We start from the raw sequence: 20,492 nt of genomic DNA, 5'->3' as shown, positions 1-20,492 counted from the left end.
GGGGGCCACCGCCACGCGGTGGCCCCCCTTTGCCGTTCCCCGCCAAGTCCTCAAAGGACAGTCCTTCGAGAGAGTGCCTCCGGGGTCAGGCGGGCTCGGCCGCCGCACTCATCAGGCTCGCGCGAACCGCGCGCTCCACCAGGATCGGCACGAAGACGTGGATGCGCGCGCCGGCGAACCGGGCCCGCTCCCGTTCCACCAGCGCGTGCACGGACGAGGTGCCGACCGTCGCGTAGGCCAGGGTAAGACGTTGTTCGACCTCGGCGATCTGAACGCCCAGCTGCTCGGACGCCAGGGCGTCCAGCGTGGAAGTGCGTGCCATGGCCACCATCCCTTCGGTTCGCCCCCTGAGGTCGAGCAGTAGATAGCACGCAAATGAACACAAGGTGAACGAAACGGATCACCCGTCCGGTGCCGGCAAAGTCACACACAACACGAGCCTTACCCGTGTGCTTCTACCGTGAGGACGTGACTCGCGGGCGGGCTCTGGTCCCTTTTCTCGGTTTTTCCCTCCTTGCCGGAATTCTGCTGGCCGGCACGGTGGCTCCGGTCGCCATCGGCGCGGGCGTACTGTCCAATCAGGTCAGTGACTCGGTGGACGCCATCTCGGCGGATCTCGCCGCGGCGGATCCGCCGTTGACGACCACGGTGACCGATCGCGACGGCGCGACCATCGCGACGCTGTACTCGCAGTACCGGCTCCCCGTCGCCGCTTCGCAGATCTCGCTGACGATGAAGGCCGCGATCGTGGACATCGAGGACCGCCGCTTCTACCAGGAAGGCGGCGTGGACGTGCAAGGGATGCTGCGCGCGGCGCTGAACAACAGCACCGGCGGCAGCCTGCAGGGCGCCTCGACGATCACCCAGCAGTACGTCAAGAACTACCTCATCAACGTGGTCGACCGCGGGAACAAGGCCGCGCAGCAGGCCGACCAGGAGGATTCGGTCGCCCGCAAGCTGCGCGAGGCGAAGATGGCCGTGCAGCTCGGGCAGACGACCTCGAAGGACGACATCCTCACCGGCTACCTGAACGTCGTCGAGTTCAGCGGGAACATCTACGGCGTAGGTGCCGCCGCGAAGGCGTATTTCGGGACCACGCCGGACAAGCTGACCGTGCCGCAGGCCGCGCTGCTCGCCGGGATGGTCAACAATCCCAACACCTTCAACCCGTACACCCATCCGGACCAGGCCTTGCACCGCCGCAACCTCGTGCTCGACGCCATGGTCTCCAGCGGCTCGATGTCGGCCGCGGTGGGCACGGCGGCGAGGACGGCGCCGCTCGGCGTCCTCGACGGCGGGCCGGTGACGCCGTCGGGCTCCTGCCTCGGCGCGGCCCCGGACGCCGGGTTCTTCTGCGCCTACGCCCAGAGCTACCTGGAGAAGGCGGGGTTCACCGCCGACCAGCTGGCCACCGGCGGTTACGTGATCAAGACGACGATGGACCCGAAGGTCAGCCAGGTGACCAAGGACGCCGTCGACGCGAACGTGCCGACCACCCAGGACGGGGTGGCGAACACCTTCGCCGTGGTGCGGCCGGACCAGGACACCCACCAGGTGCTCGCCATGGTCGCCAACCGCGACCTCGGCTACGACCCGGCCAAGGGGCAGACCTCCACGAACATCGTGGCGGACGCGAGCAACAAGTTCGGCGCGGGCTCCTCGTTCAAGATCTTCACCTCGGCCGCCGCGATGGTCACCGGGAAAGCCGGGCTGGACACTCCCCTGCCCGACCCGCTGAGCGACTGCTTCACCCCGCCGGCGACGAACAGGTACACGCCGTGTTACCCCGTGAGCAACGACGGCACGAGCTACCCGGACCCGATCTCGCTCGCCGACGGGCTGGCGACCTCGCCCAACGTCGCGTTCGTCGGCCTGGAGTCCGCGGTCGGCATGCCCACGGTGCTCGAGATGGCCCGGAAACTCGGCCTGCGCGACACGCTGGCCACCAACGACGCCGGGAACCCGCCGATCACCGACCCGGCCGACCCGCGTTCGAAGGATCCGCAGTACGACGAGCCGCAGTCGCGGTACTTCCAGAACCTCCTGTCGTTCACCCTGGGCACCAGCCCGGTCAGCCCGCTCGAGATGTCCAACGTGTCCGCGACGCTGATGAGCGGCGGGGTGTGGTGCCCGCCGAACCCGATCCTCTCGGTGACCGATCGCGACGGCAGGCCGGTGCCAGTCCGGCAGCAGGCCTGCGAGCAGGTCGTCCCGGCCGGGGTCGCGAACACGCTGATGGCCGGGCTGAGCCGGGACACCACGGCGGGCACGTCGGCCGCCGCGGCCCGCGCCGCCGGGTGGACCCGCCCCGACATCGGCAAGACGGGCACCACCCAGGAAAGCGAGTCGGTCGCGTTCGTCGGCGGCGTGGACGACTACGCGGTGTCCTCGATGGTCTTCGCCGACGGCCCGCACCCGAGGGAGATCTGCCCGGGAGACCCGGTGCACCTCGGCAACTGCGGGCACGGCGCGTTCGGCGGCACGGTCGCCGCGCCGCCGTACTTCCGCGCCATGAACACCCTGCTCGCCGGGACGCCGGACAAGGCCATCCCGAGTCCCGACCCCGGTTACCTCACGGCTCGCTGAGGCCGGCCACGCAGGTGCGCAGCGCCGTGTCGAGGATGTCGACCGCGAAGTCGATCTCCTCGGCCGTGATCGTCAGCGGGGGCGCGAGCCGCAGGCAGTTGCGCTGGGATCCGTCGCCCTTGACGATGTTCATCGACAGCCCCAGCCGCAGGCATTCGGCCGTCACCGCCCCGCCGAGTTCGTTGGCGGGTTCCTTGGTTTCGCGGTCCGCCACCAGTTCGAGTCCCACCAGCAGGCCCCGGCCGCGCACGTCGCCGATCTGCGGATGGATCTCCTGCAGCCCGCGTAGCCGTTCGGTGAGATAGCCGCCCATCTTCCGGGACCGCTCGACCAGGTTCTCCTCGGCGAGCACGTCCAGCACGGCCAGGCCCGCCGCGGCGGGCATCGGGTCGGACACGTGCGTGGTCAGGTGCAGGAAGTCGTGGTCCACCGCCTTCTGCTCGATCTCGGCGCTGGTGATCGTCGCGCCCAGCGGCACCCCGCCACCCAGCGTCTTCGACACGGTCAGGATGTCGGGCACCACGTCGTCCTGCTCGAAGGCGAACATCGACCCGACGCGGCCGAACCCGGTCTGGGCCTCGTCGACGATCAGCAGCATGTCGCGCTCTTCGCATTTCTGCTTGGCCGCGCGCAGATAGCCCGCCGGCAGCGGGATGATGCCACCGGTGGAGAGCACCGGCTCGACGATCATCGCGGCCAGCGAGCCGACCGAGGCCTGGTCGACGAGGTCGAACCCGACATCGAGGCAGGTCATGTCGCACGACCGCACGCAGTGGCGGATGGGACAGCGGTACTCATACGGCGCCGGGATCGCGAAACTGCCGGGCATCAGCGGCCCGTAACCCTGGTGCCCCATGGAAAAGGTCACCGAGTTCGTCCCGGCCAGCAGGCCGTGGAAGCTGCGGGTCAGCCCGACGACCTCGAACTTGCCGGTGAACGACTTGGCGAGCCGCAGCGCGACCTCGTTGGTCTCGGAGCCGGTGTTGAGCAGGATCGACCGCTCCAGCGGCGCGGGCAGCAGTTCGGCGAGCCGCCTGGCCAGTTCGAGCACGTCCTCGCTGAGCATCCAGGAGTTCAGGTGCAGCACCTCGCGCAGCGAACGTTCGATCGCCGCCACGATCCGCGGGTGGTTGTGCCCGAGTGTCGAGCTGATCTGGCCCGAGGTGAAGTCCAGGATCCGCTGCCCGTCGGTGGTCAGGAGCCAGGCGCCCTCAGCCTTCTCGACCACGAACGGCGCGAAGCCGCCGGCGTAGCGGATCAGGAATCGCTCCCGTTCGTCGTGCATGTCCCGCTCCCTCAGCTCGTCCAGGAAAGTAAGCTGAGGGTCCAAGATACTGACGCCAATGTCAATGATAGTGGACGCAGCATCGACTAAACTGGACGAAAGACGGAAAGGTCAGCGCCCGTGACCATCAGCACCGGAGGGCCGGACGCCCCCGCGACGAACCCCGGCCGGTCCGCCGACGAGCAGCTGGGGCGGCACATCCGCGACGCCCGCACCGCGCGCAACCTGACCCTGCCCCAGCTCGCCGAGCGCACCGGCCTTTCGCGCAGCTACCTCAGCAACGTCGAACGCAACGTCAACAGCCCCACGATCAGCACGCTGCGCACCATCCTCGACGCACTCGGGGTCTCGCTGGCCCAGCTGTTCCGCACGGTCGAGGGCGAGCGGCGGGCGGTGATCCGCCCGGCGGACCGGGTCGAGATCGCGCGGACCGGCAACGACGCCGTCCGCTATGAACTGCTCACGCCCAACCCGGCAGGGCGGCTCGAGATGATGATCATGAAGGTCGCCCCCGGCGCGTCCTCCGGCGAGCTCCCGCACACCCACGCCGGCGAGGAGGTCGGTTTCATGCTCAGCGGCCGGCTGCGCTACTGGATCGACGACGAGTGCCACGAGCTGCAGGCTGGCGACGCGATCACCTACGAATCCACCCGGCCACACCGCTACGAGAACCCGGGCGGCGAAACCGCGGTCAGCGTCTGGGCGCTCACTCCGCCGAGCTTCTGACCGCTCCCGCCCCGCGGTCCAGCAACGGCGTGAGGCGGTACGGCAGGAGCTCCCGCATGACGAGCGCGGTGTTGGTGCGTTCGACGCCGGGGATCGCGAGGATCTCGCCCGCCACGCGATAGAGGTCGTCGGCGTCGGTGGCCACGACCTGGACCAGCAGGTCGTTCTGCCCGCTGAGGCCCTGGACCTGCAGGACCTCGGGGATCACCGCCAGCTCGCCCGCGACCTCGTCGAGCCGTCGCTGGGTCACCTGCGTGGTGACGAACGCCGTGAGCGGGTAGCCGAGCGCGGCCGGGTCGACGCGGTGCTCAACCGAGCGCAGCGCGTCCCCCTGTTCCAGCCGCGCGAGCCTGGCCTGCACGGTGTTGCGGGACAGGCCGAGCAGGTCGGCCAGCGCCACCGCGGTCGCGCGCGGGAGCCTGGCCATGGCCCGCAGCAGGCGGGCGTCGGTGGCGTCGAGGCGCTGACTGCTGGGCATGCTGCTCAATCCTCACGGTCGAAGGGAACACCTCTTGGGCGTTCTGCGCACTGATCGCGCCACCGGTTGTGCATCGTACCCACCTCTGTTGAGGTGGTGGGAACCTTCCGCACGGTGAAGGGTTCCCCGCTTTCCGGAGGTCGTTCCCCAGTGGCCAGCAGCGCAGTCGCGCCGACAACCGACAGTGACGCCCTCACGGTCCTGCGCGAGGTGCAGGACCGCGTGCTGTGGTTGTCCACCGCGATCATCGACCACGCCAACCGCGTGCGCCCCAACCCGTCCGGGCTCAAGGTCGGCGGCCACCAGGCGTCCAGCGCGTCGATGGTGTCGATCATGACCGCGCTGTGGTTCTCCCAGCTGCGCGCCGAGGACAGGGTGTCGGTCAAACCGCACGCCTCCCCCGTGCTGCACGCGATCAACTACCTGCTCGGCGAGCTCGACCAGCGGTACCTGAGCACCCTGCGCGAGTTCGGCGGGCTGCAGAGCTACCCCTCGCGCTCCAAGGATCCCGATCCGGTCGACTACTCCACCGGCTCGGTCGGCATCGGCGCCACCGCGCCGATCTGGGGCGCGGTGGCGCGCCGGTACGTCGAAGCGACCGTCGGCGGCGCGGGCACCGGGCGGCAGTACTCGCTCGTCGGCGACGCCGAACTGGACGAGGGCGCGATCTGGGAGGCCGTGCTCGACCCGATGGTCAACGAGCTCGGCGAAGTGGTGTGGATCGTCGACCTCAATCGCCAGTCACTCGACCGGGTGGTGCCCAACATCGGCGCGACCCGGCTGCAGGGCATGTTCGACGCCGCCGGCTGGCAGGTACTGACCGTCAAGTACGGCCGCCTCCTGCAGGACCTGTTCGACCAGCCGGGCGGCGAGGCGCTGCGCCGCCGCATCGACGAGATGTCGAACCCCGAGTACCAGCGGCTGCTGCGCTGCACCCCCGCCCAGCAGCGCGAGCGGCTCACCGGCGAAGACGAGCAGCTCCGGTCGCTGCTCGGCTCACTCGACGACGAGACCCTGCGCGACGCCGTCCGCAACCTCGGCGGGCACGACCTGTCCGCGCTGCTCGACGCCTTCGACTCGATCGACGACACCCGCCCGACGGTGATCTTCGCCTACACCCTCAAGGGCTTCGGGCTCGCGAGCGAAGGACACCCGCAGAACCACTCGTCGCTCCTCACCGCCGGGCAGCTCGCCGAGCTCGCCGACCGCGTCGGCACCTCGCTCGACGACCCGTGGACCAGATTCGAGGGGGACTCCGCCGCGGCGAAGCTGTGCACCGCGACCGCGGCCAGGCTGCGTCGTGAACCCGTTGTCGCGCACCAGGTTCCGCCGATTCCCGCCGATATCGGCCGGACTCCGTCCGGGCGCGCGACGACCCAGGCCGCGCTCGGCCGGGCCCTGCTCGACCTGACCCGCGAAGCACCCGAAGCCGCCCGCCGGGTCGTGACGCTCTGCCCGGACGTCTCCTCCAGCACCAACCTCGGCGGCTGGGTCAACAAGGTCGGCGTGTGGTCGCCCCAGGAACGCATCGACTGGTTCGCCGACGACCCCGAGACGATCCTGCACTGGCGGGAACGGCCCAACGGCCAGCACCTCGAACTGGGCATCGCCGAGGTCAACCTGGTCAGCGCGCTCGGCGAGCTCGGTGCGACCTGGAGCCGGTGGGGCCAGCCGTTGCTGCCGATCGGCGTGCTCTACGACCCGTTCGTGGAACGCGCGCTCGAACCCTGGTCGTTCGGCATCTACGCGGGCGGGCAGTCCATCCTGATCGGGACCCCGTCCGGGGTCACGCTCGCTCCGGAGGGTGGCGCGCACCAGTCGATCACCACCCCTTCGGTGGGTCTCGAACAGCCCGGCTGCGTCACCTACGAACCCGCGTTCGCCCTCGACGTCGAGTGGACCCTGCTCGCCTCACTGGCGAAGCTGGGCAAGCCGGACGGGACCTCGGCGTACCTGCGGCTCTCGACCCGGCCGGTCGAGCAGAGCCTCGCCGCGGTGCCCGCCGACCCGGCCGCGCGTGAGCGGCGACGGCGTCAGGTGGTCGCCGGGGCCTACCCGATCCGCACCACCGCGGCGGACCGCCCCGCCGTGACGATCGCCGCGATGGGCGCGATGGTCACCGAGGCGCTGGCCGCGGCCGAGCGGCTCGACGCGCTGGGCACCCCTGCCGACGTCGTCTGCGTCACCAGCCCCGGCCTGTTGTTCGAGGCCACCCAGGCCCGCGCCGGACGGGACACCGCCCAAACCTGGATCCTCGACGCCGTGCTGCCCGCGCGCCGCGCGGCACCGATGGTCACCGTGCTCGACGGGCACCCGCACAGCCTGGCGTTCCTCGCCGGGGTCAACCACGTGCGCGCCACCCACCTCGGGGTGACCCGGTTCGGCCAGTCCGGCGATCTGGACAGCGTCTACCGCTACCACGGGATCGACACGGACAGCATCATCCAGGCGGCGCTGGACGTCACCGGCTGATCGGCTTGGCTCAGGTGGCTTCCATGTCCACCGCGGCGGACCCGGCGGGCCGCGGCGCCTGAACGGTCGGCGCGGGCGGTGCGGCGGGCTCGTCTTCGAGCAGGAAACGGGTGACCGCCGCCCGCGGATCGACCCGGCGCAGCGCGCCCAGCTCCTGCAACGGCTTGCGCAGTTCCTCGAACTCACCGCCGAGCTCGGCGGTGAGCTGCTCGCGCGCGGAGTTCGCCATCCCGCGCGCCTTGCGGATCGCCTCGCCGAGCCACGCCACCGCCCCCGGCAGCCGCTCCGGCCCAATGATGAACAGCGCGGCGACCATCAGGATCAGCAGGTGTTCCACGCTCAGCCCGAACATGGTGGCCACGCTACTCCCGTCCGGTGAGCCCCTCGCGTGCTCAGGGAAAACCGCTCCCGGCACCGGGTCACCCTCGCAACTCGTCGACGAGTCGTGGTCTCTTGCACACGAGAAGCCACGACTCGTCGACGAGTTGCGGGAAGTCTGGACCTCGGACACTCGCTGCCGCTACCCGCCCGACGATTCCGAAAGCGGCCAGTCGCGTGGCCGCGGTCGATTCACCACGCCGCCAAATGGGTGTGCCGCCGGTCACAAATGAGTTCTGGTCAATGATTTCAGAGCAATTACTGTGCTAGAAAAATTCAGTTCACAAGAAGGGCAGGTTCCCATGACCGCGTCGGAAGCCCAGGCCGTCGAACAGGTGGTGGACCCGGACCGCTACCCGTTGCCGGAACCGGGAAGCCCGCACTGGCTGGACGTGGTTTCCCGGGCGAGGGACGAACTGGACCGCCACGGCTGCACCGTGCTGTCCGACTTCGTCCGGCCCGCCCTGCGCGAGGTATTGCGGCGGGAATGCGCGGAAATAGCGCCGTCCGCACATTATGACGTCGAGGTGGTTAATGCCTACAATATCGCGATCGACACCCCATTGCCGGCGGATCATCCGGCCCGCGCGACGATGGAACGCGGCAACGCCTTTGTCGCCCGTGATCGCATTCCCGCGCATTCGATCATCCAGCAGCTCTACACCAGTCCGGTGTTCCAGCGGTTCGTCGCCGAGTGTTTCGGCCTGCCGGCGCTGCACGAACTGGCGGACCCGCTGTCGGGGCTCGTCCTCAACGTCGTCTCGCCGGGAATGTCCCATCCGTGGCACTTCGACACGAACGAGTTCACCGTCAGCATGCTCACGCAGGAAGCGGAAACGGGCGGCGTCTTCGAATACTGCCCGAACATCCGCTCCGCGCGGGCGGAGAACTTCGACGACGTCCGCGGTGTCCTGTCCGGCCGCGACACGCGCCTGATCCGCCGTCTTTCCCTGCGGCCCGGCGATCTGCAGCTGTTCAAGGGCCGCTATTCACTGCATCGGGTGGGCACCGTCGGCGGCGGGACGGCCCGGCACTCGGCGATCTTCGCCTACAGCGAGCGGCCCGGGGTCATCGGCAGCGTCGAACGGACCAGGCAGCTGTTCGGCCGGGTCCTGCCGGCGCACCACGCCGCCGAGGCGCACAGCGTGCGCGGCGATGAGCTGCTCGACTAGGGGAACGAGAATCACACCGGGCCGTGCCGGGAAACCGCTAGCATCTCGACCAGTTCCCCCACCGACGACGACGCCGACGCCGAGGATGACAGTGAACAGCAGCCAGGAATGGTCCACCCGCACCTTCGGCAACGAGGACCGCCTGCCGCGGGTACCGGTGCCCACGCTGGCGGACAGCTGCGGGAGATTCGTCGAGTGGTGCTCCCCGCTGCTGACCGCGCAAGAGCTGGCGGAGACCGAGACGGCGGTGGCCGCGTTCCTGCGCCCCGAAAGCGCCGCGCACCAGCTCCAGGCCGCGCTCGAACAGTACGACGCGAGCGACGGCGTGCGCAGCTGGCTCGACACGTTCTGGCCGGCGCGCTACCTCGGCCGCCGTGACCGCATCGCGCTGAACGCGAACTTCTTCTTCCTCTTCGCCGAATCCGAGCAGGGCCAGGTGGAGCGGGCGGCCGGGCTGATCGCCGGAGCGCTCGACTACAAGCTGCGCCTCGACCAGGAGCTCATCCCACCGCTCATCCAGCGCGGGCAGGCGCTCTCGATGGAGCAGAACAAGTTCCTCTTCTCCGCGACGCGGATCCCGGGCGCCGAGCAGGACACCGTCCGCGTGCCTTACACCGACGAGGCGCCGGGGCCCTCGCAGGCGCGCCACATCGTGGTGTTCCTGCGCGGCCGCATGATCCGCATGGACGTGCTGGGCCAGGAGGGGCGGCCGCATTCACTGGCCGACCTCACCGCCGGGCTCGACGCCGTCCTCAAGGCGGGCGCGTCGCAGGAGCCGCCGGAGACCTCGGCCGGGCACCTCACCACGATGGCCCGCGCGGAGTGGGCGGCGAGCAGGCAGGCGCTGCTCGCGTGCGACCCCGGCAACGCGGAATCGCTCGAAGCGGTGGAGACCGCGCTGTTCTGCCTGTGCCTGGAGGACTCCGCCCCCGCGGACACGCAGGAAGCCTGTGACCGGCTGCTCCACGGCGACAACGGCAACCGCTGGTTCGACAAGGCCGTCTCGCTGATCGTCTTCGAGGACGGCACCGCGGGCATCAACATCGAGCACTGCGGCCTCGACGGCACCACCATCCTCAGCTTCGTCGACGCGCTGCTGGGCGAACCTGCCGAGGTCCAGTCCGCCAGGTCGGGCGCCCGGTCGCAGGGCGTCCCGGCCACCGAGCCCGTCGAGTTCGTCTTCGACGACACGCTGCGGGCCCAGGCGAGCGCCGCGGCCGGCTCCTTCAAGGCGTACGCCGACGCGACGGCGACGTCGATCCTGTCGTTCGAGGACTTCGGCGCGAACAAGGCGAAGCAGCTCGGAATGTCCCCCGACGCCTTCGCCCAGATGGCGTACCAGCTCGCGCACCAGCGCAGCAAGGGCCTGATCGGCGCGACCTACGAGTCGATCGCGACCCGGCAGTACCAGAACGGGCGCACCGAGGCCATGCGCGTGGTCTCGCCGGAGTCGGTGCGGTTCGTGGCCGCGATGGACGACCCCGCCGCGGACGCCACGGCCCGCCGGGAGGCGTTCCGCGCCGCCGCGGCCAAGCACGTGGCTCGGGCCAGGGAATGCCAAGCGGGCCAAGCGCCCGAGCAGCACCTCTGGGAGCTGCAGCTGATCCAGAAGCGGCGCGGCGAGGCGCTGGGCGTCACCGAGCCGCCGGCCCTGTACGAGTCCCCCGGCTGGCTGAAGATGCGGGACGACTACCTGAGCACCAGCTCGGCGCCGTCGGTCAACATCCGGTACTTCGGCTTCGGCTCGACCAGCACCCAGTGCATCGGCATCGCCTACGTGCTGCTGCCGGACCGGCTCAACATCTACCTGAGCACCCCGGAGGCCGTGGCCGACGAGATGCACGCCTTCGCCGCCAAGCTCACCGACGCGGTGACGGAACTGCGGGAGCTGCTCGCCGGGGAATAGCCGTCGATGTCGGCCGGTAACCCTGGCCGACCTCGACCGCTCTCACGCCGGGAAAGCGTTACTCACCAAGGATTGTTGTCCTCGTCCTGCGCGGCGCCGGGCCGCCTGCGCGGCGGCGGGCCGGGCGGGGTGACGCCGGGAGACGCGGGTGGCTGGGGCGCGGGTCCCGGCGCGGCGGGCGGAACGGGCGGCGGGGTGGTGTCCGGGCCGGGCCCGTCGTCCGGCTCGTCACCGGGTTCCTCGTCCGGATCCGGGAAGCGGCTGCGCAGGTTGTCGAGCACCAGCGACCGGGTCTCCGGGTCCTCGTCGCCCAGCTGCTCGGCCATCACCCCGGCGACCTGGTCGGCGATCCCGGACTGCGCCCGGTGCATGGTCGCCAGGATCTGCCGGGAGAGCTCGTCCAGCGGGAACGACCTGGCCTTGTTGCTGAACTCCAGGCCCGTCACGCCGCCGTCGGCGCCGACGGTCACCCGCACCGCGCCGTCGCTGCTGGTGGCCGTCAGCCGGAGCTGTTCCGTCCGTTCCTGCGCCGCCTGGTATCGCTGGGCCTTGTCCGCGAACCCCTGGGCCCACTGGTCCATCCGGCGGATGGCCTCGTCGGGGTCGGTGACGAAATCACCGATCCCGTTCGCGCTGGTCATGCTTTTGCTCTCCTACGAAGAAGGTCAGCTGTCCGACGCCAGCCGGCGGATGAACGGTCGCGCGTTGGCCTGATCCCCGTCCCGATACGCCGTGGCGGTCTTGCGGACGTTATCGGCACTGGTCCGGACACCCTCGACCGACGCGCTCAGGGTATCCCTCGCCTTTTCGCCGGTGGGGTTGACGATCGGCGGCAGGAACGCGCACAACAGCCCGTACGCGCCCGTCGACAGCGCGGTGTCCGACGCGGACACCGCGGTTTCGAGCCGGTGCACCAGGCCGTCGAGATGGCTGGCATGGGCGACGAGGTCATCCGGTTCGACCTCAAACGAAGGCATGCGCGCTCACTTCCAGTCCTTGTTCTTCCAGTCCCCGATCACCGGCGGCGCGATGGCCTCCTCGGCGGAGAAGAGATCGGGGTCGTCGCTCTCGAGGTAGTCGGCGAGCCGGTGCTCGGCGTCGTCCTCCTTCTTGCCGCCGCGGCCGCCGCCCATGCCGCCGCCCATCGGCGAGCCCGCGGCGCCGCCCTTGCCCGCGGCACCGGCCACCCCGTTGCGCGCGGCCAGCGCCTCGGCCTCGGCGGCCGCACCGGCTCCGGCGCCCGGCGGCAGCCCGCCCGAAGCCACCCCGCCCGTCCGGAACCCGCCGGTGCCGCCCGCGCCGGAACCGCCCGCACCAAGGCCACCGCCACGCAGGCCGCCGAGCCCGCCCGCGGAGCCCGACCCGCTGCCGCCGGACAGGCGGCTGCTGATGCTGTCCCCGTTGATGCCGCCGCCGCGGCCGATGCCACCGCCGAGGCTGGAACCGGAACCCCCGGTCGCGGGAGTGAACGGCGGCGGGGTGAAGGACGGGGGCGTGAAGCCGGGCCGGGCCTGTCCGCCGGTGGTCGAACCACCCTGGGGCAGGTCGGGGACGGTGAACCCCGGCGGGTTGGCCGTGGCCGCCGCCGGGACGTACCCGGCGGACTTGGTCGATTCGTCGTGCTGCGGCAGGCCGGGCGAGCCGAACCCGGACGGGCTGCCACCACCGGAACCGCCGGGCATGGTCAGCGGCGGCATGTTCGCGCCGCCGGAGCCGCTGCCGCCGGAACCATGGCCGCCGGAACCACTCCCGCCACCGGGGCCGTCACCCGTTTCGAACGCCACGGCCTTCGAGCCTCCGGGCCCATCGCCGCCCGGCACCGCGGGCGAGCCGTCGGGGAGCGGCTGCTGCCGGGCACTCGCCGCGTCAGCGCTTCCGGCGGGGGCACCGCCGTCCCCGCCCGCTCCCCCACCGGAAGCGCCACCGCTGGGCGAACCCGGGAGCTTCGGCGGCGGCGGGAACGCCGGGGTGGCGATCGCGGAGCCGATGGTGTCGTCGAACTGCGACATGATCCCGGCGGCGTGGTCGCGGGCCGCCTGCTGCGCGCGGTAGGTCTGCATGTCCTGCGAAGCCTGCGCGGCGTACTGGACCGGGTCGGTGATCTGCTGGAGCCGGGCGTTCGCGTCCTGGACGGAGAACCGCACGGGCGGGTTCGCCGCCATCTGCTTCTGCGTCTCGTTCAACGTCTGCGAGTGGATCTGCTGCTGGCGGCCGGTCAGCGTGGCGCCCTTGGCCGTCGAACCGAGCCACTGCCCGACCTTCGCCAGGTGCTCGCGCGCCGCGTCGCCGCCGCCGCCCTGCCAGTCGCCCGAACTCGCGCTGATCGCCGAGGCGAGGTTCTTCTGGTGGGTCGCCAGCTCGTTGCCGAGCCGCACCCACTCCTCGGAGGACTCCGCGACCGTGGCCGAGTTGGCGTTCTGCGAGATGGCCGCGTTCATCTGCTCGTGCGAGGCGTTGGCCCACAGCGTGTGCGGCGCGCCGCCGGAGTCGCGGATGGTCAGCCCCTGGTCGAGGCCCTGCTTGGCCTGGTCGAGCCGCTGCTGGTAGAGCCACTGGACGTGGCTGTCCTTGGTCATCGGGTCGACGACCGACCCGAGCCAGCCCGACGCGATCTCGTGGTCGACCTGGGCGGCCGCGCCGGAGCGGATCTCGTCACCGGACTGCGCGTCGCCGACGAGCGGGCCGACGTAGTAGGCCGAGGACGAGTCCGCGGTGACGTCGTAGAGCGGGCTGTGCTTGTCGTAGTCCGGCGAAGAGGGGTCGGAAACCGACTGCGCGGGGTTGACGGTGGCCACGGTCGTCTCCTTCAGCTCTGCTGGTCCGGGCCGAGCTCCGTGACGACGTCACGGGTGCCCTGTTCCCTGTTGCGGTAGTTCTCCTTGGCGAGCTTGATCGCCTCGACGTACGCCGGGAACTCGTCGCGCGCCTGCTGCAGCTGGGTCAGCAGGCCGCGGTCGTCGTTCGCGGTGTTCAGCATGTGCCCCGACACCCACTGCGCTGTCGCCGTGGCGCTCATCAGGGGTGACTGGCCGAGTTTCTGCAGGGCTGTCCAGCGCGCGGTGAGCGTGTCGATGACGCCTTCGAGCGAGGTGATCATCTGGTTGCCGGTCGCCTCGTCCACCGCGAAGCCGCCCTGCTTGGCCATGACGCGCAGCTGGGCGCCGCTGAGCCCGATCCGGGGCTGGAGCGGCTCGGCGGGAGTGGCGGGAACCGGGTCCTCGCTCATCGGACGTCCTTCCTCATGGCTGTGTCGCGGGCAGGTGGTCAGTAGATCGTGGCTATCGCGCGGTGCACGGCGGCGGCGACTTCGCCGCGCGCCGCCGGGATGTAGTCGGCACTGAGCTCACCGGACTCGCCGGTGGTGGTGCGCACGAGGTACCGGCCGTCCTCGGTGTCGAGCCAGCCGATGGGCGGGGCGACGAGCCGCTCACCCCGCCTGCTCCAGCCGGTGACGGTGAGATGCCCGCCGCCGAGCCGCGGCGCGGCCAGCACGCGCTCCATGACGTCGGCGCCGCCGGGGGCGGGCGGGCGCCACGAACGGCTCCGCTCGCGCGGTGCCGGGCGGACGACGCCCTTCAGCTCGATGTTGCCGAACGCATCGGTCTCTTCCTCGTCGGCGTCGGCCTCCGCGCGGCGGCGGGCCGTCATCGCCGACACGGCGTGGGTGGCCTGGCGGCGCACGGTGTGCTCGCCGGTGGTCGCGGCGCGCGCGGGCGGCAGGACCCCGGCGACGACGTCGACGAGATCCTCGTCCGCGAACAGGGAGAACTGCAGATCGTCCTCACCGGGCGCCTGGGTGATGCCCAGTGCCTGCGCGCCGTCGGTCAGGGTCAGCACCGCGATGTCGCCGCCGAGCCCGTCGACCCCGTTGACCGCCACGGCCACGCGGTGCGCGCCGAGCAGCCCGAACGCCGTGCGGATACCGGGATGCAGGTCACCGTCGGCGGACAGCCTCCGCTCTTCGAGCGCGGCGTGGACATGCTTCGCCACCTGCAGGAATCGGGCGGGATCCACCGTGATGTTCCCGAATCGCAACGGGTACTGCCGGACATCGGACCCGAGCGCCTGGCCGACGATCACGGCTTCGACACTGCTCAGGACGAATTCGAACCTGTCCGCCATGCCCAGAAGCAACCTTCCTCGACGTTCCGGGCCTCAGCGGCACCCGGTGAAAGCGCCCGCGAATTCCCGTGCGGAAGTACTTGGGTAACGCCATGAATCAATGGCCTTTGTCGAGCGTAGCACCCACCTCGGGGACGGTTGATCAGTCTGGACCGGCATCCGCAGCATCACCCAACCGTGCTACACCCCAACGGCCCAGGCAGGACTCCGGGCACCTCCGCGCCACGCACGCCACCGTGCTCACCCAGAGTGATCCGAATCACCTTCGGGGTCGCCGCGAACCCGCCGCACCCCCTCCGGCGACTTACCTGACGGATCCCGTTTCCGGGACCGGGCAAGGGTAACGAGTGTCCGAAAAGGACACCAGAAGAAGGGGAAATTTTGCCGAACACAAAGAAAACGTTTCGCGCACTGACCGGGATCATCGCCGCGGCCGGACTCGTCACCGGTGTCTTCGGCGCGGGCAGCGCGTCAGCAAACACCCAGGGCATCCAAGCCACAGGGAGCAGCGTGACCGGCACGGACCAGGGCGGCCTGCTACCCAAGGGGGCGCGGGCCCACGTCGAGGTCGGCCCGAACCCGACGCTCAACCGGGGCGAAGAGGTGACCATCACGGGCAACTGCGGCGGCGGCACCGGCCTCAAGGCCGTCTACGGCGGCTCGCCGGAGCACTCCATCCTGGAGAACCCGCGGATCCTGAAGGCCGACCCGCACGGGTTCGTGGCGAAGGCGACCCTGGCCCCGAACGTGGGCAACGGCGTCGGCCCGATCCTCGTCGACTGCGGCGGTGAGGCCGGGGTGACCCTGCTGGTCACGCACGTCTGACCGCCGGGCCCCCGGTCACGACGGGGTGTCGAGCCAGGCGAGGACCTCGCCGGTGTGCTCGCCCAGCGCGGGCACCGGGCCCATCACCGGTTCGCGGCCGCGCACGGTCACCGGCGGCAGGAGCGCGTCGACCGGCCCGGCGGGCGTGGCGACCGAACGCCAGCGGTCCCGTTCGGCGAGCTGCGGATGGGCCGCGAACTCCGCCATGGTGCGCTGCCGCGCGTGGGCGATCTTGGCGTTTTCGAGGCGCTTCACCAGTTCGGCCTCGTCGAGCCCGGCGAAGACCTCGCCGATCAGGCCGTCGAGCACCGCGCGGTGGACCACCCGATCGGCGTTGGCCGAAAACCGCGGGTCGACCACCAGGTCGGCCCTGACCAGCACGGACGTACAGAACTCCCGCCATTCCCGGTCGTTCTGGAGTCCTATTTGGATGGTCACCCCGTCCGCGGTCACGAACGCACCGTAGGGGGCGATCGTCGGGTGGTCCACCCCCGCCCGCGCGGGCGCCGTGCCGCCGTAGTTCGTGTAGTAGTACGGATATCCCATCCACTCGCCGAGCGCCTCCAGCATCGAGACCTCCAGGTTCTGGCCCCGGCCGGTCGCGCGGCGCTCGTACAGCGCGGTGAGGATGCCGCTGTAGGCGTACATCCCGGCGGCGATGTCCGCGACGGAAACGCCCGCCTTCGCGGGGGCGTCGGGGCCGCCGGTGATCGACACCAGCCCGGCCTCGCACTGGATGAGCAGGTCGTAGGCCTTGCGGTGCCGGTACCCGCCGGTGGCGCCGTAGCCGGAGATGTCGCAGGTGATGAGCTCGGGGTGGCTCTCGGCGAGCACGGCCGAGCCGACGCCGAGCCGGTCCGCGGCGCCGGGCGCGAGGTTCTGCACGAACACGTCCGCGCGGTCGATGAGCCGACGCAGCGTCCGCGCGCCCTGCTCGGATTTGACGTCCAGCGCCACGCTCTCCTTGCCCCGGTTGAGCCAGACGAAGTGGCTGGAAAGCCCGTGCACCGTCCGGTCGTACCCGCGGGCGAAGTCGCCGGTGCCCGGCCGCTCGATCTTGAGCACCCGGGCGCCGAGGTCGGCCAGGTGCCGGGTGGCCAGCGGCGCGGCGACCGCCTGTTCGAGTGAGACGACGACCAGTCCGGCCAGCGGTCCTGACATCGAGTGCTCCTTACCGATCGGCGAGCGGGCGTTCCCAGCATGCGCGAACAGGTGTGCGCACCGCAGAGTGGAACCAGGCGGGCCGGGACCCCGCCCCGGCGGAGAGGAAACGCACATGGGCTGGCAAGGCAGGTACTTCGAGGACTTCGTGGTCGGCGACGTCTACCGGCACCCGCTGGGCCGCACGGTCACCGAGACCGACAATTCCTGGCTGACGCTGCTCACCCAGAACACCGCGCCGCTGCACTTCGACCGCCACTACGCCGCGCAGACGCAGTGGGGCAAACCGCTGGTCGACTCGACCTTCACCCTCGCCCTGGTCACCGGGCAGAGCGTCACCGACATCTCCCAGCACGTGCTGGCGAACCTCGGCTGGGACCGGGTCCGGCTGCCGAACCCGGTGTTCGAGGGCGACACGATCTACTCGCGGTCGGAGGTGCTGAGCGCCCGCGAATCGGCGTCACGGCCTGAAGCCGGGGTGGTGTCGGTGCGCACGATCGGGTTCAACCAGGAGGGGAAGATCGTGATCACCTTCGAACGCACCCTGCTGGTCTACCGCCGCGGCCACGGCCCGCGGTTCGCCGACGTGGAACCGGTGTGGGACGAGCGGAGCCGGCGGGCGGCCGGGCTCGACGAGGAGCCGACGTGACCGCGCGATCACTGCTGTTCGTGCCCGGCAACCGGCCGGATCGCTTCGCCAAGGCGGCGACCGCCGGTGCCGATCTCGTGCTGTGCGACCTCGAGGACGCGGTCGCGCCCGCGGACAAGGACGCCGCCCGCGCGGCGGTCGCCGCGTTCGTCCGGGAGCAGGGGGCCGCGGTGCGCGTCAACGCCGTGGGCACGCCCTGGCACGAACGGGACCTCGCGGCGCTGGCCGGCGCGGCGGGACTGCGGGCGATCGTGCTGCCCAAGTCCGAGGTCGAAACCGCCACCGCGATCGCCGCCGTGGTGGGCGTCGAGCTGTACGCGCTGGTGGAGTCCGCCCGCGGCGTGCGGGACGCCGACCGGCTCGCGGAGGTCCCCGGTGTCACCAGGCTGCTGTTCGGCAACCTCGACTTCGGGCTCGACGCGGGGGTCTCCCCCAGCGACGCGACCGAGCGTGAGCTGCTCTACGCGCGGTCACGCCTGGTCATCGCCTCGCGCGCGGCCGGACTGGTCGCACCGGTCGACGGGGTGTGCACCGACCTCGACGACGCCGGGCTCGTCCGCGACTCGGCCGGGAGGGCTCGCGCGCTCGGCTTCGGCGGCAAGCTGTGCCTGCACCCCCGGCAGGTGGCCGCCGTCAACGAGGCGTTCGCCCCGACCGAAAAGGAGCTGGACTGGGCCAGGCGCGTGCTCGAAGCCGCCGGGGAATCGGGCGCGGCGGTCCGGGTCGCGGGCGAGATGATCGACGCCCCAAGACTGGCCCTCGCCCGCCGACTGCTGGAAAGCGCCCGCTCACCCACCGTCGACTGACGAACTTGCCGCACTGCAGTCCGTTTGATCCCGACTTGCCCGATTCCAGTGGTCCCTGAAGGCCACCATGAGGGACCTAGACGCCCTCATGGTGGCCTTCAGGGGACCACGCCCAACGGAGGCCGCTAGGGCTGGGCGAAGGGGAACGCGAGGCGGAGGCGCCAGCCGTCGCCGGTGAGGACGACCAGGTGCAGGGCGTCCGCGCGAGCAGTCAGGGGCAGGCGGGCTCGGGCCAGGACGGCGGCTCTGGCGAGCTCGTCCTCGTTCGCGCCCATCGCCACGGTGAGGTGGGCGCGGGGGCGCGGCCCGAACCGGCCACCGTAGGGCGGTACGTGCGGCCAGCGGGCGCAAGCCGCGTCGGCGAGCGGCTGCAGGGCGGGTGCGGCAGCGGCGAGGAAGCCGGGCGATCCGACGAGCTCGGTCAGCGCCACCTCGGTCACCGGCGTCGTGGCGGCGAGCTCCAGGACGGCCTGTTCGACGTCCGCGGTCAGCTCGGCGGCCGGGAGGAACGGGTACAACGCCGTCACCTGCGCGACGAGTCCGGGCCGGACCAGCTCGGGGCTGACGTCGCGGGCGGCGGCGAGCAGCGGTTCCGCGGCGGGCAGGGCGATGACCAGCGCTGTCGTTCCGATCACGGGCACGGGAGCCATTCTCGCAGTGCCCGCCCGATCTGCTCCTGAGTGACCGGACGGTCGCCGCGGGTGGTCCGCCGTGCTGTATGAATGCACGGGTCCGGCGGCCAAGGTGGTCCGTTCGGGCTCGGGCCGTTCCGTCATCCGGCCCAGTGAGGATGGGTGGCGTGCACACGTCTCGCGAAGAACTGCGGTTCACCTCGGACACCCCCCGTGAGCCGACGGCAGAAGCACTCATCGCGCGGGTCGCGCGGGGCGACGAACGAGCCTTCGAAGCCCTCTACGAACTCTGCTCCGCACGGGTCTACGGCGTGATCCGCCGCTTGCTCCTCGACGCGGCGCAGGCCGAGGAGGTCTCGCAGGAGGTGTGGCTGCAGGTCTGGCGGTCCGCGCCCGGCTACGCGCCGGAGCGGGGCTCCGCGATGACGTGGTTGCTGACGCTGGCGCACCGCCGCGCGGTGGACCGGGTCCGCTCGGCGCAGGCGGCCGGGGCACGCGAGCGGTCGGCCTCGTTCGAGAGCGCGCGCGACCGCCCCTTCGACCAGGTCTCCGAAACCGCCGTCACCAGGGCCGAGCAGCGGCAGGTCCGGCGCTGCCTGACCGCACTGACCGAACTGCAGCGGCAAGCGGTGGTCATGGCCTACTACCACGGCAGCACCTACCGCGAGGTCGCCGAAGCACTCGACGTCCCCCTCGCCACCGTCAAGACCCGCATGCGCGACGGGCTGATCCGGCTGCGCGACTGCCTGCAGGGCAACGAAACCACCGCCTGAATCCCAGCACCGGATCCCGCAAGCCCCTGAAGGCCACCTTCACGGCGTAAAACGCTGTGAAGGTGGCCTTCAGGGTCTTGCGGACGGGGCCGAGGGTCGCTCGGACCTGCTGGAGCGCGTCCTCGCGCTGCCGACGCGCCCCGGATCACCTCGCGCTGACCGCGGAACCTGGCAAACCGACAGCTTCCGTACAGCTCGTTCCCAGGTCCGCCGCCGACACTCGTCCTCAGTGCCGGACGAGAGGACGAGACGACCATGGATGGGACGAAGCGGCAACGGATGACCCGCCGGGACGACGGCAGGCGCAGGGTCGGGCTGGTCACCGCCGGGATCGCGTTCGTCGGCACCGCGGCGGCGAGCCTGCTCGCGATCGCGCTGACCAACGGTGACGCCGCGGCGACAACGACCGACCAGCCGACCGATCAATCGACGAGCACCGGCAGCGGCGTGCAGGGCGACCAGTTGCAGGTTCCCACCGAAGCTCCCGGCGCGGGTTCGAGCGGGCAGTCCCACACCTGGTC

21 protein-coding genes are annotated in these 20,492 nt (G+C 71.0%); 10 read left to right on the top strand and 11 right to left on the bottom strand.

Annotated elements, in window-relative coordinates:
• Nucleotides 1–85 precede the first annotated feature (85 nt).
• Nucleotides 86–322, bottom strand: coding sequence for a three-helix bundle dimerization domain-containing protein (locus tag QMK34_RS36345; RefSeq protein WP_326419265.1), 237 nt, complete (start codon nt 320–322; stop codon nt 86–88).
• 146 nt (nt 323–468) lie between these two features.
• Between QMK34_RS36345 and QMK34_RS36340 the strand changes: the two genes are divergently transcribed.
• Complete coding sequence (locus tag QMK34_RS36340; RefSeq protein ID WP_326419264.1) at nt 469–2,586, top strand: transglycosylase domain-containing protein; 2,118 nt, start codon at nt 469–471, stop codon at nt 2,584–2,586.
• On the opposite strand, the gene QMK34_RS36335 is transcribed toward QMK34_RS36340, so the two are convergent.
• A complete protein-coding gene (locus QMK34_RS36335; RefSeq protein ID WP_326419263.1) occupies nt 2,573–3,871 on the bottom strand; it encodes an aspartate aminotransferase family protein in 1,299 nt (432 codons plus the stop codon). The two genes, QMK34_RS36340 and QMK34_RS36335, sit on opposite strands and share 14 nt — an antisense overlap.
• 120 nt (nt 3,872–3,991) lie before the next feature.
• Here QMK34_RS36335 and QMK34_RS36330 point away from each other — a divergent pair, with 120 nt between their 5' ends.
• The gene (locus QMK34_RS36330; protein WP_326419262.1) at nt 3,992–4,597 is read left to right on the top strand and encodes a helix-turn-helix domain-containing protein; all 606 of its coding nucleotides are present in this window, start codon (nt 3,992–3,994) and stop codon (nt 4,595–4,597) included.
• On the opposite strand, the gene QMK34_RS36325 is transcribed toward QMK34_RS36330, so the two are convergent.
• Entirely contained in the window at nt 4,578–5,075 is a 498-nt protein-coding gene (locus QMK34_RS36325) for an Lrp/AsnC family transcriptional regulator (protein ID WP_326419261.1), read from the bottom strand. The two genes, QMK34_RS36330 and QMK34_RS36325, sit on opposite strands and share 20 nt — an antisense overlap.
• Before the next feature lie 210 nt (nt 5,076–5,285).
• Between QMK34_RS36325 and QMK34_RS36320 the strand changes: the two genes are divergently transcribed.
• Nucleotides 5,286–7,547, top strand: a complete 2,262-nt coding sequence (locus tag QMK34_RS36320) for a transketolase-like TK C-terminal-containing protein (protein ID WP_442785289.1) — start codon at nt 5,286–5,288, stop codon at nt 7,545–7,547.
• A 10-nt stretch (nt 7,548–7,557) separates the two neighbouring features.
• Here the strand turns inward: QMK34_RS36320 and tatB are convergent, their stop codons facing one another.
• Nucleotides 7,558–7,899 (bottom strand): Sec-independent protein translocase protein TatB, encoded by a 342-nt coding sequence (tatB, locus tag QMK34_RS36315; RefSeq protein ID WP_326419259.1) that lies wholly within the window; start codon nt 7,897–7,899, stop codon nt 7,558–7,560.
• 328 nt (nt 7,900–8,227) lie between these two features.
• On the opposite strand from tatB, the gene QMK34_RS36310 reads away from it, so the two are divergent.
• Both QMK34_RS36310 and QMK34_RS36305 read left to right on the top strand, forming a co-directional pair.
• Complete coding sequence (locus QMK34_RS36310; RefSeq protein WP_326419258.1) at nt 8,228–9,097, top strand: HalD/BesD family halogenase; 870 nt, start codon at nt 8,228–8,230, stop codon at nt 9,095–9,097.
• 85 nt (nt 9,098–9,182) lie between these two features.
• A complete protein-coding gene (locus tag QMK34_RS36305; RefSeq protein ID WP_326419256.1) occupies nt 9,183–11,003 on the top strand; it encodes a choline/carnitine O-acyltransferase in 1,821 nt (606 codons plus the stop codon).
• A gap of 62 nt (nt 11,004–11,065) precedes the next feature.
• Here the strand turns inward: QMK34_RS36305 and QMK34_RS36300 are convergent, their stop codons facing one another.
• The 5 genes from QMK34_RS36300 to QMK34_RS36280 are packed head-to-tail and all read right to left on the bottom strand — an operon-like array spanning nt 11,066 to nt 15,125.
• Nucleotides 11,066–11,644, bottom strand: coding sequence for a YbaB/EbfC family nucleoid-associated protein (locus QMK34_RS36300; RefSeq protein WP_326419255.1), 579 nt, complete (start codon nt 11,642–11,644; stop codon nt 11,066–11,068).
• 24 nt (nt 11,645–11,668) lie between these two features.
• Nucleotides 11,669–11,980, bottom strand: a complete 312-nt coding sequence (locus QMK34_RS36295; RefSeq protein ID WP_326419254.1) for a type VII secretion target — start codon at nt 11,978–11,980, stop codon at nt 11,669–11,671.
• 6 nt (nt 11,981–11,986) lie between these two features.
• Nucleotides 11,987–13,798 (bottom strand): hypothetical protein, encoded by a 1,812-nt coding sequence (locus QMK34_RS36290; RefSeq protein ID WP_326419253.1) that lies wholly within the window; start codon nt 13,796–13,798, stop codon nt 11,987–11,989.
• A gap of 11 nt (nt 13,799–13,809) precedes the next feature.
• Nucleotides 13,810–14,229, bottom strand: coding sequence for a hypothetical protein (locus QMK34_RS36285; RefSeq protein WP_326419251.1), 420 nt, complete (start codon nt 14,227–14,229; stop codon nt 13,810–13,812).
• A gap of 38 nt (nt 14,230–14,267) precedes the next feature.
• Nucleotides 14,268–15,125: an ESX secretion-associated protein EspG gene (locus QMK34_RS36280; protein ID WP_326419250.1), complete on the bottom strand. Its 858-nt coding sequence runs from the start codon at nt 15,123–15,125 to the stop codon at nt 14,268–14,270.
• Between the two features lie 381 nt (nt 15,126–15,506).
• On the opposite strand from QMK34_RS36280, the gene QMK34_RS36275 reads away from it, so the two are divergent.
• Nucleotides 15,507–15,950 (top strand): hypothetical protein, encoded by a 444-nt coding sequence (locus QMK34_RS36275; RefSeq protein ID WP_326419249.1) that lies wholly within the window; start codon nt 15,507–15,509, stop codon nt 15,948–15,950.
• A 15-nt stretch (nt 15,951–15,965) separates the two neighbouring features.
• Here QMK34_RS36275 and QMK34_RS36270 read toward each other — a convergent pair whose 3' ends face one another.
• Nucleotides 15,966–17,111 (bottom strand): CaiB/BaiF CoA transferase family protein, encoded by a 1,146-nt coding sequence (locus QMK34_RS36270; RefSeq protein WP_326419248.1) that lies wholly within the window; start codon nt 17,109–17,111, stop codon nt 15,966–15,968.
• 115 nt (nt 17,112–17,226) lie between these two features.
• On the opposite strand from QMK34_RS36270, the gene QMK34_RS36265 reads away from it, so the two are divergent.
• Together QMK34_RS36265 and QMK34_RS36260 are read left to right on the top strand one after the other, a co-directional pair.
• Complete coding sequence (locus QMK34_RS36265; protein ID WP_326419247.1) at nt 17,227–17,760, top strand: MaoC family dehydratase; 534 nt, start codon at nt 17,227–17,229, stop codon at nt 17,758–17,760.
• The gene (locus tag QMK34_RS36260) at nt 17,757–18,566 is read left to right on the top strand and encodes an HpcH/HpaI aldolase/citrate lyase family protein (RefSeq protein ID WP_326419246.1); all 810 of its coding nucleotides are present in this window, start codon (nt 17,757–17,759) and stop codon (nt 18,564–18,566) included. Before QMK34_RS36265 ends, QMK34_RS36260 begins: the two co-directional genes overlap by 4 nt.
• A 125-nt stretch (nt 18,567–18,691) precedes the next feature.
• On the opposite strand, the gene QMK34_RS36255 is transcribed toward QMK34_RS36260, so the two are convergent.
• Entirely contained in the window at nt 18,692–19,207 is a 516-nt protein-coding gene (locus tag QMK34_RS36255; RefSeq protein ID WP_326419245.1) for a 2'-5' RNA ligase family protein, read from the bottom strand.
• A 149-nt stretch (nt 19,208–19,356) separates the two neighbouring features.
• Here QMK34_RS36255 and sigK point away from each other — a divergent pair, with 149 nt between their 5' ends.
• Together sigK and QMK34_RS36245 are read left to right on the top strand one after the other, a co-directional pair.
• Nucleotides 19,357–19,971 carry an ECF RNA polymerase sigma factor SigK gene (gene sigK, locus QMK34_RS36250; protein ID WP_442785287.1) on the top strand — a complete coding sequence of 205 codons (615 nt, stop codon included), beginning with the start codon at nt 19,357–19,359 and terminating at the stop codon, nt 19,969–19,971.
• A gap of 255 nt (nt 19,972–20,226) precedes the next feature.
• A partial coding sequence (locus QMK34_RS36245) for a hypothetical protein (RefSeq protein ID WP_326419243.1) occupies nt 20,227–20,492 on the top strand: 266 nt, incomplete at its 3' end.

It is taken from the genome of Amycolatopsis sp. H20-H5, from assembly GCF_035828755.1.
Taxonomy (GTDB): domain Bacteria; phylum Actinomycetota; class Actinomycetes; order Mycobacteriales; family Pseudonocardiaceae; genus Amycolatopsis.
Note: the sequence above shows the minus strand (reverse complement) of the source record. Positions and strands in the feature narration are given on the sequence as shown.

What these genes read in the sequence shown, in the direction of transcription:
- QMK34_RS36265 (WP_326419247.1), top strand. Translation starts at nt 17,227, where the DNA reads ATGGGCTGGCAAGGCAGGTACTTCGAGGACTTCGTGGTCGGCGACGTC.
- sigK (WP_442785287.1), top strand. Translation starts at nt 19,357, where the DNA reads ATGGGTGGCGTGCACACGTCTCGCGAAGAACTGCGGTTCACCTCGGAC.
- QMK34_RS36305 (WP_326419256.1), top strand. Translation starts at nt 9,183, where the DNA reads ATGACAGTGAACAGCAGCCAGGAATGGTCCACCCGCACCTTCGGCAAC.
- QMK34_RS36335 (WP_326419263.1), bottom strand. Translation starts at nt 3,871, where the DNA reads ATGCACGACGAACGGGAGCGATTCCTGATCCGCTACGCCGGCGGCTTC.
- QMK34_RS36295 (WP_326419254.1), bottom strand. Translation starts at nt 11,980, where the DNA reads ATGCCTTCGTTTGAGGTCGAACCGGATGACCTCGTCGCCCATGCCAGC.
- QMK34_RS36345 (WP_326419265.1), bottom strand. Translation starts at nt 322, where the DNA reads ATGGCACGCACTTCCACGCTGGACGCCCTGGCGTCCGAGCAGCTGGGC.
- tatB (WP_326419259.1), bottom strand. Translation starts at nt 7,899, where the DNA reads ATGTTCGGGCTGAGCGTGGAACACCTGCTGATCCTGATGGTCGCCGCG.
- QMK34_RS36325 (WP_326419261.1), bottom strand. Translation starts at nt 5,075, where the DNA reads ATGCCCAGCAGTCAGCGCCTCGACGCCACCGACGCCCGCCTGCTGCGG.
- QMK34_RS36285 (WP_326419251.1), bottom strand. Translation starts at nt 14,229, where the DNA reads ATGAGCGAGGACCCGGTTCCCGCCACTCCCGCCGAGCCGCTCCAGCCC.
- QMK34_RS36280 (WP_326419250.1), bottom strand. Translation starts at nt 15,125, where the DNA reads ATGGCGGACAGGTTCGAATTCGTCCTGAGCAGTGTCGAAGCCGTGATC.
- QMK34_RS36270 (WP_326419248.1), bottom strand. Translation starts at nt 17,111, where the DNA reads ATGTCAGGACCGCTGGCCGGACTGGTCGTCGTCTCACTCGAACAGGCG.
- QMK34_RS36300 (WP_326419255.1), bottom strand. Translation starts at nt 11,644, where the DNA reads ATGACCAGCGCGAACGGGATCGGTGATTTCGTCACCGACCCCGACGAG.
- QMK34_RS36310 (WP_326419258.1), top strand. Translation starts at nt 8,228, where the DNA reads ATGACCGCGTCGGAAGCCCAGGCCGTCGAACAGGTGGTGGACCCGGAC.